The 16782-nt window shown below is 52.4% G+C and carries 12 protein-coding genes; 1 reads left to right on the top strand and 11 read right to left on the bottom strand.

Annotated features, from left to right (window positions below):
• Nucleotides 1-3: 3 nt before the first annotated feature.
• The 7 genes from A3848_RS30555 to iolC form a co-directional block, all read right to left on the bottom strand.
• Entirely contained in the window at nt 4-906 is a 903-nt protein-coding gene (locus tag A3848_RS30555; RefSeq protein WP_074088789.1) for an ABC transporter permease, read from the bottom strand.
• 76 nt (nt 907-982) lie between these two features.
• Nucleotides 983-2596, bottom strand: a complete 1614-nt coding sequence (locus A3848_RS30550; protein WP_074088788.1) for an extracellular solute-binding protein — start codon at nt 2594-2596, stop codon at nt 983-985.
• Between the two features lie 371 nt (nt 2597-2967).
• A complete protein-coding gene (locus A3848_RS30545) occupies nt 2968-5220 on the bottom strand; it encodes a helix-turn-helix domain-containing protein (protein ID WP_074088787.1) in 2253 nt (750 codons plus the stop codon).
• Between the two features lie 337 nt (nt 5221-5557).
• Complete coding sequence (iolE, locus tag A3848_RS30540; protein WP_074088883.1) at nt 5558-6454, bottom strand: myo-inosose-2 dehydratase; 897 nt, start codon at nt 6452-6454, stop codon at nt 5558-5560.
• Between the two features lie 106 nt (nt 6455-6560).
• Nucleotides 6561-8516 carry a 3D-(3,5/4)-trihydroxycyclohexane-1,2-dione acylhydrolase (decyclizing) gene (iolD, locus tag A3848_RS30535; protein ID WP_074088786.1) on the bottom strand — a complete coding sequence of 652 codons (1956 nt, stop codon included), beginning with the start codon at nt 8514-8516 and terminating at the stop codon, nt 6561-6563.
• Between the two features lie 24 nt (nt 8517-8540).
• A complete protein-coding gene (locus tag A3848_RS30530; RefSeq protein ID WP_074088785.1) occupies nt 8541-10001 on the bottom strand; it encodes a CoA-acylating methylmalonate-semialdehyde dehydrogenase in 1461 nt (486 codons plus the stop codon).
• Between the two features lie 205 nt (nt 10002-10206).
• Complete coding sequence (gene iolC, locus A3848_RS30525) at nt 10207-11217, bottom strand: 5-dehydro-2-deoxygluconokinase (RefSeq protein WP_074088784.1); 1011 nt, start codon at nt 11215-11217, stop codon at nt 10207-10209.
• A gap of 396 nt (nt 11218-11613) precedes the next feature.
• On the opposite strand from iolC, the gene A3848_RS32580 reads away from it, so the two are divergent.
• Nucleotides 11614-11784 carry a hypothetical protein gene (locus A3848_RS32580; RefSeq protein ID WP_178382114.1) on the top strand — a complete coding sequence of 57 codons (171 nt, stop codon included), beginning with the start codon at nt 11614-11616 and terminating at the stop codon, nt 11782-11784.
• 418 nt (nt 11785-12202) lie between these two features.
• Here A3848_RS32580 and A3848_RS30515 read toward each other — a convergent pair whose 3' ends face one another.
• The 4 genes from A3848_RS30515 to A3848_RS30500 form a co-directional block, all read right to left on the bottom strand.
• A complete protein-coding gene (locus tag A3848_RS30515) occupies nt 12203-13213 on the bottom strand; it encodes a LacI family DNA-binding transcriptional regulator (RefSeq protein WP_074088782.1) in 1011 nt (336 codons plus the stop codon).
• A 326-nt stretch (nt 13214-13539) separates the two neighbouring features.
• Nucleotides 13540-14364 (bottom strand): 5-deoxy-glucuronate isomerase, encoded by an 825-nt coding sequence (gene iolB / locus A3848_RS30510; RefSeq protein ID WP_074088781.1) that lies wholly within the window; start codon nt 14362-14364, stop codon nt 13540-13542.
• A gap of 38 nt (nt 14365-14402) precedes the next feature.
• Nucleotides 14403-15452 (bottom strand): inositol 2-dehydrogenase, encoded by a 1050-nt coding sequence (iolG, locus tag A3848_RS30505; RefSeq protein ID WP_074088780.1) that lies wholly within the window; start codon nt 15450-15452, stop codon nt 14403-14405.
• A 178-nt stretch (nt 15453-15630) separates the two neighbouring features.
• Nucleotides 15631-16746: a glycoside hydrolase family 88/105 protein gene (locus A3848_RS30500; RefSeq protein WP_074088779.1), complete on the bottom strand. Its 1116-nt coding sequence runs from the start codon at nt 16744-16746 to the stop codon at nt 15631-15633.
• Nucleotides 16747-16782 lie beyond the last annotated feature (36 nt).

Here is a 16782-nt window from a genome sequence, read left to right as displayed (position 1 = left end):
TTGTCATATAATGCCGTCACCGGTCGTTTTTTTCGAAATATAGTTAGAACCCAGAATGAACACTAGCCCCACCACGGCCTGGAACAGCCCAATGACGGTAGCCTGCGTATATTGCCCGGATTCCAGACCAATCCGGTATACAAAGGTGCTAAGCACATCGGAGTATTCACGGACCGTTGTATTACCGATTACGTAAGGACGGTCAAATCCGATGCTGACCATTTTTCCGAGGTTGAGAATCAGCAATGTGATGATGGTTGGTTTGATGCTTGGAAGCGTAATGTAACGGATTTTCTTGAGTCTTGTCGCCCCATCTACTTCAGCAGCTTCAAACAGCTCCCTGTTGACACCCGTTAACGCTGCCAGATACAGGATAGTTCCCCAACCGGCGCTTTGCCAGACACCTGTGAAGAGATAGGTGATCAGCCACGGATTTTTTTCCGTCAGAAACGGTACGGGGTCCAGTCCCAGACCTACCAGAACTTCGTTCACCATACCGGACTGGTTGCCGAACAATTGGTATACGATTCCCCCGATGATCACCCAGGAAATGAAGTGTGGGATGTACAAAAGGGTCTGCGATATTTTTTTGAACCATACCGACCGGATCTCATACAGCATAATCGCGAGTATGATCGGGGCCGGGAAAGAGACAATCAAATCAAGAAAATTCAGCATAAACGTATTGCGAAGGGTAGTATAGAACTCCCTCATGCCAAAAACCTCGCGGAAGGCGTCAAATCCTATCCATGCACTGCCCCCGATTCCCTGAAACAGGTTGAAATCTTTGAACGCAATCTGCACACCATACATCGGACCGTAGCGAAAGATCACAAAATAGGCAATCGGCAGTGCAAGCAGCGCGTACAGTTGCCAATACCGTCTTAAATATGACGCTTTGCTCAATGGGGTTTCCTCCTATGGAGAAAAACCGGGGTGAAGCGGCCTTCACTTCCCCCCAGCTTTCACTTTTTATATTTGTCTATTTAGCCGGAAGTTCCTTAACCGCCTGCTCTAGTTCTTCTTTCAGCTTGGTTCCGCCCAAAGACATGAAGTCTTTCATTTCCTGCTCGTACACCGCTTCAAATTGATCCGGTTTGGCCATCGTTGTTTTTACAATGATCACATCGAGCTTATCTGTAAGTGTGGTGCCATATTGCGCTTCCCCTTCAATCGGCTTGCCGAAGACAATTGGGCCTACGGTGTCCGTGTTGGCGATAGCGATCGACTGCTTCAGCATTTCCTGATTGTTTTTCGGGAAGCCCATCACCCATGCTTTTTCGTTGGTTGCCTGATCGCCGAGGTTCTTACCGTTAGAGATGATGGCCATGTCGCCGCCATTGAACAGGCGATCGGCAAATTCTTGAGAGACATTTTCCTTGACCACCGGAATTCCGTCCACCATATCATAGTTCTCACCTTCAACCCCATTGTAAATATCAATCAGGTTGTTGCCTGTGGACATCCAATCCAGGTATTTAATTGCTTCTACGGCGCGCTTGCTGCTCTTTGGAATCATGATGTACATACCGTTAGAGGCATAGCGGGATTTAATGTACTTGTTATCAACTTTGGCGTTGGTATACACGTCTACCGGAGTAACCTTGCTTCCCGGCACATTTTTGTAGAGATTATCCATGGTGCCGTCTTTGTAGAACTGGGCATCCACATCTTCTGACCAATAGCCGGTATTGCCATTCTGGATGTCCTTGGCCAATTGCGTTTTATCTTTATCCAGACCGAAGTCCTTGCTGATCAGTCCTTCGTTATAGAGCTTGTTCATAAACTGCATTGCATCCTTGAAGCCCTCATGGAGCGGCAGCTCGTACCGCTGGCTGTAAGTCAGATCGCCGCTGATCGGCTTAATGAAGGAGTAGATCAGTGTTTCGAACTGAGCCGGCGCAAGTGCCATACCCATCGGGATGTTTTTGCTGCCGAGCTTGCCCGGGTCCTTCTCTTTAAACGCTTTCAAAGTTGTATACAGCTCATCCGTCGTCTTTGGAACAGGCAAACTCAGTTTATCCAGCCAATCCTGACGGATGTAGGAGCTGTAACGGCCCGTGATAGCACGTTTACCCGGAATGGAGAACTGTTTGCCATCCAGCTGACCGAATGCCAGCGTTTCGTCACCGATAAACTTCTTCAGGTTTGGACCATATTCATCGAGAAGTTTGCCGACATCGGTCAGACCGCCCTGTCCCGCATAGCGGTAAAATACGCTTGAATCATACGTGAACACGATGTCAGGTACATCACTGTCACTCGCCATCAGCACGTTCAGCTTCGTTACTTCCTCAGAGCGCTGAATAGGTACATACTGAACATCAATGTTGTTCGGATCACCGAAATTTTTCTGCACCAGCTTGGATAAAAAGTTGTTGGTAATGGTTTGAGGCGCCGGGCTGTTGCCGCGGTCAAACACTTCCACCTTTAAGGTAACGCGCTTAGCGCTGCTTCCCTCCGTCGCCTTCCCTCCGTTTGCTGCATTCTCTTTGGAATCGGACGAACATCCCGCCAGCAGGGAAACCCCCATTACCGCAGTCAATGTGATCCCCGTTGCCTTCTTCCAAAATCCTTGGTTTGTGTTCACTGTCATCTTTCCATCTCCTTCGCCTGTACAGGCCGTAATGGTGACTTTATGTTCCCCCAAGCCTTAATCCTAAATATCCCCTGTAAGCGTATCCACATCGCATCATCCTGTGCTCTGCCCTGCCGCTTGTCGTTTGGGATGCCCACAGTATTTCATAGCATCCGATCATTTGACAATAAACCTGTTTCGGAAATGCACCTTGCCATAAATTCGGCCTTCCTGTTTATCCAAACCACTGTTTTCGTAAAATAAAGCGCTTTCAAGGTTTCTGAAATAAAGACCGGAACACTGCTTGCGTCCTCCCGGCGGAGGCTGGCGAGCAATATTCCGGTCCGGGCCGTTCACCTTTCATCCGGTGCAAAGATACGGTTTATATTTCATGTTGTGGAGGCTTTGTGCCCGCGCTTCAAAGAGCGGTAATCGCCCGGCGTAATTCCGGTCACCCGTTTGAATACCCTCCCGAAAGTGATGGCATTCGCATAGCCCACCTTAAGTGCTATATCCTGCAATGAACATTCCGTCTCCAGCAGCAGCTTTTCGGCTTCCTCCATCCGCAGCTGCGTAAGGAAATCAACAAACTTCATATTAAACTCCATCTTAAAAAGATAACTGCCATATTTGCCGGATATCTGAAACCGGTCGCTTAAATGCTTCAGGGAAAGATCCGGATTGGCAAAGTTCTCTTCAATATACTTCTTCATCTCATTTACCATTGCCTTGTAACTTTTGGTTTCGCTTACCGAAACATAGGTACGGAATACATCGGTCAGGTACTCGAACAGAATGTCCTTCACCTCATGAATGGATTCCGCCTTTTCCAGCAGCTTCAACTGCTCCGCCGCGTTCTCCGCCGACAGCTCATCCTGCAGCTGCTCTGACATTACGGCTACTTCCCGGTTCAGCATCTGCAGCATAGCCTGGATTAGAGAACGAATATCGGCATCCTGCAGAAAGTCCTGTTCAAACGCTTCAAAAATCCCCTCCAGCCGCTGCCGCCACTGGCCGCTCGACATCCGAAACTGCTTAACGAACTCCGCAATCATCTGTAGATACTTATACGTTTCAAGCAGCGGCTGGCGTGAGTCCCCGCCTTCCGCCAGAACGATATCTTCGTGCATCAGAAGCTTATGCTGCATAACATTCTCCGCTGCAACATAAGAGTCCCGAATTGAACCCGGACCGGATACCGCCGGACCAATGCCGAAGCTTAGAGAGATGCGCAAATTCTGCTCAACCCAGGAGCGGCATTGCCCGGCAAAAAGACGTATTTTCTCAGTCATCTCTTCATCATTGCCGGTGGCCAGGAAGAGAATCGCCGCCCGGTCGGTGCTGATCCACTCCGCCCAGCCCTGCAGATCCGCCCCCCGCGCCAATTCCTGAAAGACATTCATCAGGGCAAACTTAAGCGTATTCTGATCGCCCCTGGTGTATCGATCCTGAAATACCTTCTCGTAGCTGTTAATTTCACTGAGCACAACCGTGAAGCGGGACGAAGGATCGGCTCCGGAGAGCGGCGACAGCTCCTCCATCCGCTGGACGGCATTGTCCAGCCGTTCACTGTGCAGCAGATCGGTGAATAGCTTGCTGCGCTGCAGCAGCAGATTCTCCCTGCTCTTTTTATCATAATCCGTCATATGGTTGATCAGATCTTCCAGCACTCCATCAATGAGCATCATTTCATCCGGCCTGGAGGCGGATTGATCCATCGTCCGGATTTGATGGCCTTCAATCCGGTTCATAATCACCTGAATCGGCTTATAGTTGCGCCGGGTAACATAGATCAGGTATAGAACCGCACATACCACCGTTCCGAACGCAATCGCCACCCAGAGATAGGAGATCACAGAAACCCAGCTGAACAGGTTGCCGGCCTTGATCCCGCTGGCGAACTTCCAGCCAAGCTTCTCCAGATAAACTGTGTTCAGCAGCTTGCCCTTCTCGGCACCTTCGCTGTCCGAATGGGCCTGGTACAATGTCTGTCCATCGCTTCCATAGATCGTAAGGAAAGACAATTGCTCGTTAACCATACTGTCCACAATCTGTTCAATTCCGCTCATTTTGATATTGATTACAAGCACACCCTCTGAGCCGAAGGGCAGCGGCATTCCTTTATCTATGGTAAGCACACGTACAGGCGTGCGCTGAATGAACTCATCCTTGTATTCTCTGACGGGCTGCCACCCCTCCTTCACCGTGCCGGAGGTAATGTGGCGAATCCAATCTTCGTCTATGAATCCGTTCAGATTCTTTAATCCAGTTTCTGTAATAACGCTTTCATTTTTCTTGTCATATACATAAATGGACTGAATGTAGGACGAGTCGTCTGTCAGAATGCGCAGGTTCTGTGCCACCGCATAGATTGCCCCGGTATCCCTCTGGCCTTCACTGTTGAAATAACGCTTATAGGCATCGCTTCGTTCAGCGGATTCCAGCACCGCCAGCTCGACTTCCTTGATGGTCCGCTCTACATTATCCACTAGATATTTGGCGGCGATACGGTCCGCTTTCTGAGTCTCCGTCCGTGAAATATCGTTAATAAACACAAAAGAGGCGAAAATCAGGATCGTCACAGTAAGCAAAAAAATAGGAAAGTACGACAGCAGCAACCGGCGATACCAGGTACGGAACAATGGACAACCCCCTCTAACAAACGTATGAATATAGGCCGCGGTTCGGTCCCCAATATACGCACGGTAGTAAATATTGGAAGCGCATTCACGAACGGGACTTCGTATGAAGTTCTGCCATTATAGCACATGCCGGGTATACCCGGCCAACCAGAAACGTAATGGAAAATACAGGAATGGCCTATAGAAACCGCATTCCTGTGTCCAGAACCCGCCGCCGTATTCTTGGCTAAACAACAAATCAAAAAGGCGGGATGCACACACCCGTGCAACCCCGCATTCACATCCGCCCAGGCATTGTTAAGCACCTGCCAAGCGGCGAATCGTCACCATTAGTGATTTATAAACCGCTGATTTCTCTGATATACCGGCGTGCCTTCATCGCATATTCCAAAGGATCTGCAAGCGCCGGGTCCTGCTCCGCCTCCACCACGAACCATCCCGTATACTCATTACGGTCCAATTCAGTGAAAATCTCTGCAAACGCGATGCAGCCATCACCAGGCACGGTGAATGCTCCCGCTTTTACCGCCTGCAGAAAGCTGAGCTGCTCCCGCTTGACACGATCGACAACCTCCGGCCGGATATCCTTCAAGTGTACATGCTTGATCCGGGGTATATGAACACGCAGTACCTCTAGCGGATTCTCGCCGGCAAAGGCCAGATGTCCGGTATCGAACAGCAGAGACACCTCATTCGGCTCCGTGAGTTCCATCAGCTGCGTAATTTCGGCCGCGGTCTGGACTCCGGTCCCCATATGGTGGTGATACACAAGCGTCATATCCTTCTCTGCCGCCAGACGGCCCAGGCGGCCCAGCCCCTCCGCAAGTGCGGACCACTCCGTTTCCGTAAACACAGGCTTATCAGCGAACAATGGCGTATCCATTTGCCCCTGTATGCTCCGCCCTTGTTCTGAAACAACGATCACCTTGGCCCCCATCTCATGCAAAAAGTCACGGTGCGCACAAAAGGCCGCAGCAGTCTCCTCATATGGACGTACTGTCAGGTATGCGCTGAACCAGGCACTGGCAATCTGAAGTCCGCGGAGCGCAAGCGCCTGATGAAGCCGCTCCGGGTCGCGCGGATATTTATTGCCCACCTCGCTTCCCTGAAATCCCGCCAGTGCCATTTCACTGATGCACTGCTCAAAGGTATTGTCCCGCCCGAGCTCAGGCATATCGTCATTGGTCCAGGCAATGGGGGCAATCCCCAGCTTCACCGCATGTTCTTTGAACATCATCGCGTCTATCCCTTCCGTTATCCGTAGTAGGACGGGTTCTCAAGCCCGCCGCATGGTTCGTTCATTATTCAAGTGATATCAGGAATTCCGGGCTCAGACTCTATCAGTAGCTGCGTGCTTGATCCAATTGTCCGCGCTTCTGCTCGTAGGCCGCCTGCACCGCTTCGCTGCCGGACACTTCCGGTACTCCGACATGCCACCAGGCGCCGTAGCCATGTGTCATGGTCTTTGGCAGCACCTTGATGTCGATCAGCGTGGACCGATCCTGCTTCCCGGCTTCCTCCAAGGCGCTTCGCAGCTGCTCTGCCGTTGCCGCACGGAAGGTCTTGACCCCATAGCCTGCTGCACTGGCTGCATAGTCAATATGCATCAATTCGCCGCTTAAGCGGCCATCCGGGCCACGGTGGCGGAATTCAGTGCCCATACTGTCCAGGCCTTGTTCCATCTGCAGATTGTTAATGCAGCCGAAGCCAGCGTTGTCGAGCAGAATAATGTTGATCTTCTTATTTTCCTGAAGACTTGTCACCAGCTCCGAATGCAGCATTTGATAGCTGCCGTCACCTACCAGTGCGTATACCTCCCGGCCCGGTTCCGCCAGTTTCACACCGAGCGCACCGGAGATTTCATACCCCATACAAGAGAATCCATACTCCATATGATAAGTATCCGGGACAGCAGCATTCCACATGCGCTGCATATCGCCCGGCAGACTGCCTGCGGCTCCAATGACGATAGCATCTTTGGGAATACTCTCATTGATGATCGCAAGCACCCGTGTTTGCGTCAGTGAAGTCTTCAGCTTCGCTGCATACTCCGGGAGCAGCTCATCCAGATGTCCGGCAATCTCGGGTACGAAGAGGCTTTCCAGACTGTTTTCATCCTCATTCCCGGTATACTCTATGCCTGCCAGACGTTTTCTTTCTGCTTCCCATGCCTCCTTAGCAGACACGATTTCATCCGTATAAGCGGAACGATAGCCGCGCTCCTCCAAGGCTGCAGACAATGCAGTCAGACCTTCGGCTGCATCACAGACCACAGCGAGTGCATCCAGCTTGGCAGCATGATAAGGGGAAGCGTTAAGCGTCAGAAACTCTACCCCGGGATGTGTGAATAAGCTTTTTGAGCCTGTGGTGAAATCTGTAAAACGGGTTCCTACGCCGATCACCAGATCAGCTGTTGCAGCCAGGGCATTGGCACCGCCGTTGCCGGTAACGCCTATACCGCCCAGATTGTATGCGTAGCCGCTTTCTACAGCACTTTTACCGGCCTGTGTTTCACCGAACGGGACCGCGAATTTTTCTGCAAAATCACGCAATTCCGGTCCGGCGTCCGCATATCGTACCCCGCCCCCGCAGACCAGGAGAGGTCTTTGTTTACTTGCAATCAGATCTGCCGCCGCAGCGACCTCTTCCGGATGAGGAAGGCGGGGAATGATCCGGTGAATGCGCTTGCGGAAGAAATCAAGCGGGTAGTCCCAAGCCTCGGCCTGCACATCCTGCGGAAGCGCAATCGTAACTGCTCCGGTATCAGCCTGATCCGTCAGCACACGCATTGCATTCAGCAGTGCCGTCATCAGCTGCTCCGGCCGGCAGATCCGGTCCCAATATTTGCTCACGGCCTTGAAGGCATCGTTGACCGTGATCGACAGATTATGAGTATGTTCCATCTGCTGCAGCACCGGATCGGGTTGCCGGGTAGCAAATGTATCGCCAGGCAGCAGCAGGACGGGAATCTGATTAGCCGTCGCAGTGGCTGCAGCCGTCAGCATATTAGCTGAGCCAGGTCCCACAGAAGCGGTACAGGCCATGATCCGCCGTCTGCGGCTCTGCTTGGCAAATGCGGTTGCCGCATGAACCATCCCCTGCTCGTTTCTCCCCTGGTACACGGTCAGCCCACCCGGTGCTTCCTGCAGCGCCTGCCCCAGGCCTAATACATTGCCATGACCGAAGACGGTGAATATCCCATGTATGAAGCGCTCCGGCCCGCTGCCAAAATCCACATATTGCTGGTCCAGAAATTTCACCAGTGCCTGCGCTGTTGTTAATCTGATTCGTTCCACATGTATCCCCTCCTCTCGTACCATTTACTGCCAGCGGGCAGTGACGACTTTTTTGCGTGTATAGAATTCAACCCCGTCGCTTCCGTTCGCATGAAGGTCACCATAGAAGGAATCCTTCCAGCCGGAGAAGGGGAAGAAAGCCATCGGTGCCGGTACCCCGACATTGACACCAAGCATGCCTGACTCGATATGTTCCCGGAAATAGCGCACTTTCCCGCCGTCATTCGTAAAAATACAAGCTCCGTTGGCAAATCGTGACGCGTTAGCGATCTCAACCGCCTCCACCACATCCTTGACACGAATCACCGACAATACAGGCGCGAAGATTTCCTCCTGCCAGATTTTCATGTCCCGGGTCACCCCGTCAAACACCGTGGGTCCGATAAAATAACCCTTCTCCTGCACAGCGGCGTCCTCCCGGCCGTCCCTGAGCAGCTTCGCACCCTCCGCCACGCCTTGTTCAATATAAGAGACGGTTCTCTCTTTATGGCCCTGACGGATAACCGGCCCCAGAAACGTGCCGTCATCCATTCCATCGCCTATCTTCATCAAGTCACATTCTCGCAGCAGGATGGAGATCAGCTCATCCGCCACCTCTTCCTGCACCGTTACCACGGAGCAAGCCATACAGCGTTCTCCGGCAGAGCCGAAGGCTGCATTAACAATCTGGTTAGCCGAAGCCTCAAGATTCGCATCCGCCAGTACGATGGAATGGTTCTTTGCACCTGCTAGCGCCTGCACTCTTTTCAAATGCGCAGTGCCCTTCTTGAATACATATTCCGCCACCGGCTGCGAGCCCACAAAGGAAATCGCTTTGACATCGGGATGCTCCAGCAATCCGTTCACGACATCATGCGCACCGTTAACCAGGTTGAATACGCCCTTTGGCAGACCAGCTTCCTCCAGCAGCTCTGCAAGACGCGCTGCCAGCAGCGGTGTGCGTTCAGAAGGCTTCAGTACAAAGGTATTGCCACAGGCAATAGCGAGCGGGAACATCCAGCAGGGCACCATCATCGGGAAATTAAAAGGCGTAATGCCGCCAACCACACCGATGGGATAGCGGTACATCCCGGACTCGATTCCTGTTGCAATATCCGGCAGCTGCCGGCCCATCATTAGTGTCGGCACACCGGTGGCGAACTCCACACACTCGATGCCGCGCTGCACCTCGCCGTACGCTTCTTTGAAGCTTTTTCCATTCTCCAGAGTGATTGTCTTCGCCAGTTCATCCCAATGGTCTACTAAAAGCTGCTGGTATTTGAACAATATTCGCGCTCTGCGCGGCACCGGTGTTTTGGACCATCCTTCAAAAGCCGTCTTCGCCGCAGCCACAGCCCGGTCCAGGTCATCTCTCCCAGACAGCGGAACTCTCGCTAATTCTTCACCTGAAGCCGGATTATACACCGTCTCCGTCTGCTTCGTATCCGCCTCTACCCATTGCCCGTCAATATAATTATTCAGCACTTTCGCGGTTTGCTGTTCCATCCTGCTCCACTCCTTCGACTCTAGTAATCTGTTCCTGCTATATGGAGTGAACTTAAGAATCTTGCATGCTGTATTGGAGGAATCCTTGGACCACAAGAGCAAGAGTTAATTCAATCAGCTTTCCATCATTCTTAAGTTCAGCTTATCTAGTAGGTTTGCTTCGAGATGATGCTCTAAATTGGTGTTCTCCGCCTCTACAGCCTTCTTAATCCAAGCCTGAACCCACTTCTTCATTAGTGCTTAAGAACGCTTCCAATTCGTCCAGGGTTGGCATGGCGTCCGAGCAGCTGTGGCGGGAGATGACGATGGAGGCGGAAGCACTGCCCCGGCGCATGGCCTCGCTGACAGTGTCTCCCCGCATCAGACTGTGGATGAAGGCCGAGGCATAGGAATCTCCGGCTCCAAAAGTCTTCAATACCTTGGCGGGAAAAATACCGCTCCGGTGCTTTTTCCCGTCTGCCGTGTAGGAGATAGAGCCGCTCCCGCCGTGTTTGATGACCACCAGCTTCGCCCGGTGCGAGAACCAGCGGCTGGCCGTTGCTTCATCGTCTGCGCCTTTCTCGTTATAGAGGTTCTCCATACTGTCGAATTCCTCACGGGTACCGATGATGCAGTCGCATTTCTCTGCAGCCAGGTTATAATAGACAGCCGTTTCTGCGGCAGATTTCCATGTGTAAGGGCGGTAATCCAGATCAAAAAATGTAGTGACATTATGCTTACGGGCAAATTCCAGCGCCAGAAATACAGCCTCGCGGGAGGGGCTTTGTGCCAGTGCGGTACCTGAGATCAGCAGCGCTTTGGACTTCTGGATGTACTCTTCCGAAATCTCCTCCGTAGTCAGCAGCAAATCTGCTACATGGTCCCGGTACATGAGAATGCTGCATTCTTGCGGGCTTTTGATTTCTGTAAAAGCAAGCCCGGTCACCGCACCGGTCCGGTCAACCGTCACCTGACTGTCGTCAATACCGTTGTTCTGCAGATAGGTGCGGATAAACCGGCCCATCTGATCATCGGCAATCTTGCCGATGAAGCCTGTGCGCATGCCCAGCCGCGCCGTGCCAATTACAATATTGGCGGGGGAGCCGCCGACATATTTGGTGAATGTCAGCGTCTCTTCCATAGGTCTTCCGGTTTCATTGGCATTAAGATCAATACATAGCCGGCCGACGGCGATTAAATCCAGCGGCCGGGCGGGATCGAACTGTAAACCGTTCATAGTGGCGCCTCCTTGAAAAAGCTTTCAGTGGAAAGAACACTTAGGAAGAATAGTCTGAGATGGATTGAATGAAATTGAATGAGACTGAATGAGATTGATTGAGATTGATTGAGATTGATTGAGGCTGAGTGAGACTGAGTGAGATTCATGAGACTCATGAGATTAAGTGAAATTGGTGAAATCGAATTAAATGAATCGATTTAAATGAATTAAATAAAATGAAATGAAATGAAATGAAAAAGTATTCGAGACAATCTCTGCTTATTTTGAAAACAACAATCATCGGGGGAAGGGTAAGCGCTTAACCTAATTTTCTACTTAAGTATAGTTGAGAAGTCTTGGTTTGGCAATCCCAAATTTGAAGCGTTTCCATAATTCCGGCCCATTCGGCGGTAAATGAATAGAACCAAGGACAGATATTGGATCATGACCACAGCCGAACACGCTATACACGCTCAAGTGGAAAAAGTGAACTTAAATCTTCCCATCCCCTATCTCCGCAAGCATCAGTTGGAAAAAGTAGAGTTAATCCGACCGATTCGCACCCTTAAAGCGCATTTTGCTTGAATTAAGTTTCCTTTTTCCAACTATTCCTTCTACAGATAGCTTTTTAGCCCATTTAGGTTTACTAATTCCACTTCACTTCGCCGGGATTCCGATGGCCCTCTTCCTATTCCCATTCCCATTCCCATTCCCACCCCCACTCTACTCCTTCTTCCATCCCCTATCCCCGCATTGCCCTTGCCCTTGCCCTTGCCCTTGCCCTTGCCACTCCCCCTCCCGCCTAAGGATTCCGCATTCCTTAAAAGTTCAATAGCATCAGCTACCTTGAGCACACTTCGCAAAACTGGCTTCGAAACCATAACTTATGCAACAACAAAAAGCCTGTCCACCGCTGGGTAGCGGAGAACAAGCCTGCATAATGATGAGCGCCCTGGCTTCGGGCGCAGCTTGGTTTCGGGCGCAGCTTGGCTTCCTTTACTTCTTAATGCGGCACCGGACCCGTGGAATGACGGACAACCAGCTCCGGCATCAGCATGATTTTGCGCTTGGGACTATCCGGATTATCGATAGCCTGGTTCAGCAGGATCATAGCCTGCTCTGTCATCTCACGCAGGGGCTGGGCAATGCTGGTCAAGGAAGGATGGCAAATCTCAGCCAGCATGGTATTGTCAAAGCCCACTACGGACAGATCGCGGGGAATAGACAACCCTAAGCCGCGCGCCTCCTTCAGTACCCCGATAGCGAGCAGATCGTTGCAGGCAAACACCGCTGTCGGACGCTCCTTCTCTGCCTGGCCCAGCATCGCCGCAGCCGCTTTCCGGCCATTCTCCAGTGTGGCCGAAGTATGTGTAATATTCGCCGGATTATCAAAGGGGACTCCCGCAGCCTTCAGCGCATCCAGGAAGCCTTCGGCGCGCAGCTTGCTTCCCGGCAGATTGTCGGAGATGATGCCGAGCTTGCGGTGTCCCAGGGACAGCAAATATTCCGTTGCCTGATAGCCGCCCTTATAGTCATCTACCGTGACAGAGTTGCTCTCCATCATACGGATATCCGCCGAGAATAGCACGAGCGGCACATGATCGGCCAGCAGACGGCGGATCATGTCGGGATTCCCGACATGAGAGGCGATAATCAGGCCATCGACCCGTTTGCGCAAAAGCAGCGAGATATACCTTGCCGCCTTCTCATCGTCCCGGTCCGTACTACAGACGATCAAGTCGCTTCCCTGCCCCTGGGCGTAATCCTCAATACCGCGGGCTGCTTCGGCAAAAAAAGGATTGGCAATATCGGGAATCATCAGCCCGATCGTTCCTGTCCGGCGGCTCGTCAGTGCAGAAGCCACCATGCTGGGCTGGTAATTCAGCTCTTCCATAATACTGCTGACCTTCTGCCGCGTCTTGTCGCTGATCCTCCCGCTCTTATTCAGCACCTTGGACACTGTAGCGATAGAAACTCCTGCTTCACGTGCCACATCATATATCGTAGGTTTCATCGTTAATAGGCCCGCCTTTACCTTCTTGCAATCTTATACGTTTGATTATAGGGAACTCGCCAGACGGTGTCTATTATGCAGTGCCGTACTAGTCAGTTGCAGCCGGTATCTCGCCCGGTTCTGCGCTTTGACCACTTACCCAGTGGAACCAGCTTTGCCGTCCTTTTATAGGCTTATGCTTCCGAAGCAGCAATACTGCGAATCGAATCAGGTATCCGTCCTCGGCGGGGAATAAAAGAATGATGGCGTGACACATACCCTTCCTTATACCAGCACCAAAGAGGGCCCTCCGCCCTGCGGAAGCCCCTCTTTGGCCAGCCCATTGATTATTCCCGTTTGTCCGGCTGCTGCGCCGCGAACAACCACTCATGATCCGGATCATTGTGGAAGACCCAGGTACGGACGGGGCCTGCCATCACGTTAAGATAATAAGAATCGTAGCCCGGCGGCGCGGATACCGGATGATACCCTTCCGGAACCAGCACAATGCTGCGGTCAGCCACGGCCATCGTCTCGTCCAGGCTGCGGTCATCATTGTACACCCGCTGCACCACAAAGCCATGGGCGGGATTGACCCGGTGGTAGTATGTCTCTTCCAGATAGGACTCTGCCGGCAGATTGTCCTGATCATGTTTATGCGGGGGATAGCTGGACCAGTTGCCGCCGCCCGTACGCACCTCGACCACCAGCAGACTCTCCGCTTCACTCTGCTCCGGAAGGATGTTGACCACCCGGCGCGACATACTGCCAAACCCCCGGTTCTCAGCCACAGCGTCAGAAGGAGCGATCAGCCGGGGTGAATATTTACCCGTCCCTGGCGCCAGACATGCGGCAAGCTCCAGCTCTGTCAGGGCGGTAACTTCATAATGGGCTCCTGCGGGAACGTACACCGCATAAGGCGCCACATCCTCAAACACAGACATGCGCTCGCCAATGCCGGAGAAGACTATGCCATCTACCTTTACATCAGCCTTGCCTGCCAGCAGTACCAGGCAGATCTCGTTTCCTTCTGCACTGCGGCTTAATAGTTCCCCGGCCTGCAGCTGATACACTTCAAAGCCTACATATTTCCATCCGGCGCTCTCCTTGCTCACTGCCGCCACAAGTCCATCCTTGCCGGGTGCTCCGGCCTTAATGATTAAATTGGACATCTTCACCGGCCTCCTCTGTCTTCAGGGTGTGCATCCGCTTACAATACCTGGCTCGTTGCTGGCGTACCCTCTCCTGCATGGTGTGACAACTTGACCGGGAGCCCGGTCAGGTGCGATTCCTTAGCAGCTTCAGCAATCCGTTCCGCTTGCTGGCCGTCCATGCCGCTGCAAATGAGCGGCTCCTGCAGGCGAACCGCCTGTGCAAATGCGGCAATCTCATCCGTAAATGCCTGATTGTACCGCTCGAGGAAGAAATGCTGCGGCTGATCGCGGGTGACAGAGCTCGCGGTAGACACCTCCACCGTAGTCGGACGGCAGTTGTCGGCGGTGGCCGATCCGTGGGAACCGAACACCTCTACCCGCTGGTCGTAGCCATAGACGGCCTTCCGGCTGTTATCAATGACACAGATCGCGCCGCTGGCAAAGGTCAGCGTGATGACAGCTGTATCCACATCACCACAGCGCCCGAACATCGGGTCTACCAGATTGGCACCCCGGGTGTACACCTCAACCACTTCCTCACCCATCAGGTAACGGGCCATATCAAAATCGTGAATCGTCATATCCATAAACATACCGCCGGAAGAAAGGACATAGGCCTCACCGGGTGGCTGCGGATCACGCGAAGTGATCTTCACGATATGGGGCTTGCCCAGTTGTCCGGACTGAACCAGCTGCTTCAGCTTGCGGAAGCTCGGGTCCATCCGGCGGTTGAAGCCGACTTGAAGCAGTACGCCTTCTTCCTTGGCAATCTGCAGTGCCCGGCTGGTCTGCTCTGACGAGAGGCTGATCGGTTTCTCACAAAAAATGCTCTTATGAGCACGGGCAGCCTGCTCGATCCAGTATGCATGGGTATCCGTTGGCGTGCAGATGAACACCGCTTCGATCTCAGGGTCATTCAGCAAATCTTCCCCATTTGTAAATACAGAGCCAAGGTTGCGGCTTTCTGCCCACTCCAGCAGTTCCTCACCTACCGTAGCTTCTGCGATTGATTTCAGTTTAAACGACGGCATCACACGCAGATTATCTGCATGAAGGCGACCGATTCTGCCTGCGCCAATAATCCCTACTACGATTGGATTTACCATTTTCGCTTATCCTCCTATGGGGTAAGCGCTTAACCATCCCGGGAATAGTATACTCCAAGCACACCAATGCTACAAGCAAAATTTCTTTATTTCTTTTGGCCAGATGGAACTGCATGCAGGGCACAGCATTAACAGTAATATACTAGTTCTCCCAGCGCGATGCATGCAGAACACTGAATCAGCAATAATGCAGTGCTTCTCCCAGCGCGACGATAGCCATCGCCTGGCCATAGGCCATAGGGGCAATAATGATCTGCTTGTAATCTTCTTTTGCCGCACCAATCGGTGTGCCGCCGGATACACCAAGCACCGTGCCCTCACCGTCAATTCTGCCTAGTACAGCCCGGATCGCGCTCAGGGCCTGGTTAGCATATGACTCTGGCAGCAGCCCTCTGCGCGCACCCTGAAGAATACCGGCTGCGATGGCTGCTGACCCGGAAGTTTCCGTATAGCTGTCCGGGTCATCCAGCAGGGTATGCCACAGGCCATCTCCGCTCTGGCAGGCCAATAGCGCCTCTGCCTGTGCGTGCAGAATCTGCTGAAGATAGGTGAAGACTCCGCTGTCCAGATACGGGCGCATCAGCTCCAGGTACTCCGGCAGGCCGAGTGCGAACCAGCCGTTACCGCGGCACCAGAACGCTTCGCTGAAATTATGGCGGCCGGCAAAATGCCAGCCATGGAAGAACAGACCCGTCTTTTTGTCATACAAATACTTGATATGCAGCAGCAGCTGGTGCAGCGACGCTTGTCTCCACTCGGCGTTATCATACTTCACACCCATTTTAGCCGTGAACAAAATAGCCATAAACAGCGTATCAATCCAAATCTCATTGTCATGAAGCGTAATTTCATGCTTGCTGGCTCCCGTTGTGACATGCTGATAACCCAGCTCCTTCGTCCGGGGCAGGCCATTCATCAGCCACTCGACCCATTCGAGGCTTAACGCCTCCGCTTCCTCCAGTTCCATCAGCGACAACAGCGGGGCGGTTGTATTGATATTCCGGCTTGGCAGCCCCTTCTCCAGTTGACGGGCCATCCACGGCTTCGCATAACTCTTATAACGGTCATCCCTGAAATACCGTTCCAGCTTTTGAAGGCCATACAGCCCCACTCCCTGCGGCCAATCCCATTCTTCCATACCGAAATCACGGGCAAAATATCCCCGTCGTCCCGCATCCTCTCCTAAGTTCTGCAACTCTGCTTCATTATCCGGCCGTTCCAGCTTCAGCAGCTTATTCGTTACTTGATTTAGCTTTCCAACGATTTCGTCCTTGTTCACCCGGTAGTTATCCATCGTGCACTCCGCTCCCTCTCCCGCTGTAGATTCTTT

The organism is Paenibacillus sp. P32E (genome assembly GCF_001909085.1).
Classification (GTDB): Bacteria; Bacillota; Bacilli; order Paenibacillales; family Paenibacillaceae; genus Paenibacillus_AQ; species Paenibacillus_AQ helianthi.
Note: the sequence above shows the minus strand (reverse complement) of the source record. Positions and strands in the feature narration are given on the sequence as shown.

What these genes read in the sequence shown, in the direction of transcription:
- iolB (WP_074088781.1), bottom strand. Translation starts at nt 14,364, where the DNA reads ATGTCCAATTTAATCATTAAGGCCGGAGCACCCGGCAAGGATGGACTT.
- A3848_RS30515 (WP_074088782.1), bottom strand. Translation starts at nt 13,213, where the DNA reads ATGAAACCTACGATATATGATGTGGCACGTGAAGCAGGAGTTTCTATC.
- A3848_RS30530 (WP_074088785.1), bottom strand. Translation starts at nt 10,001, where the DNA reads ATGGAACAGCAAACCGCGAAAGTGCTGAATAATTATATTGACGGGCAA.
- iolG (WP_074088780.1), bottom strand. Translation starts at nt 15,452, where the DNA reads ATGGTAAATCCAATCGTAGTAGGGATTATTGGCGCAGGCAGAATCGGT.
- iolC (WP_074088784.1), bottom strand. Translation starts at nt 11,217, where the DNA reads ATGAACGGTTTACAGTTCGATCCCGCCCGGCCGCTGGATTTAATCGCC.
- A3848_RS32580 (WP_178382114.1), top strand. Translation starts at nt 11,614, where the DNA reads ATGAATAGAACCAAGGACAGATATTGGATCATGACCACAGCCGAACAC.
- A3848_RS30550 (WP_074088788.1), bottom strand. Translation starts at nt 2,596, where the DNA reads ATGACAGTGAACACAAACCAAGGATTTTGGAAGAAGGCAACGGGGATC.
- A3848_RS30500 (WP_074088779.1), bottom strand. Translation starts at nt 16,746, where the DNA reads ATGGATAACTACCGGGTGAACAAGGACGAAATCGTTGGAAAGCTAAAT.
- iolE (WP_074088883.1), bottom strand. Translation starts at nt 6,454, where the DNA reads ATGTTCAAAGAACATGCGGTGAAGCTGGGGATTGCCCCCATTGCCTGG.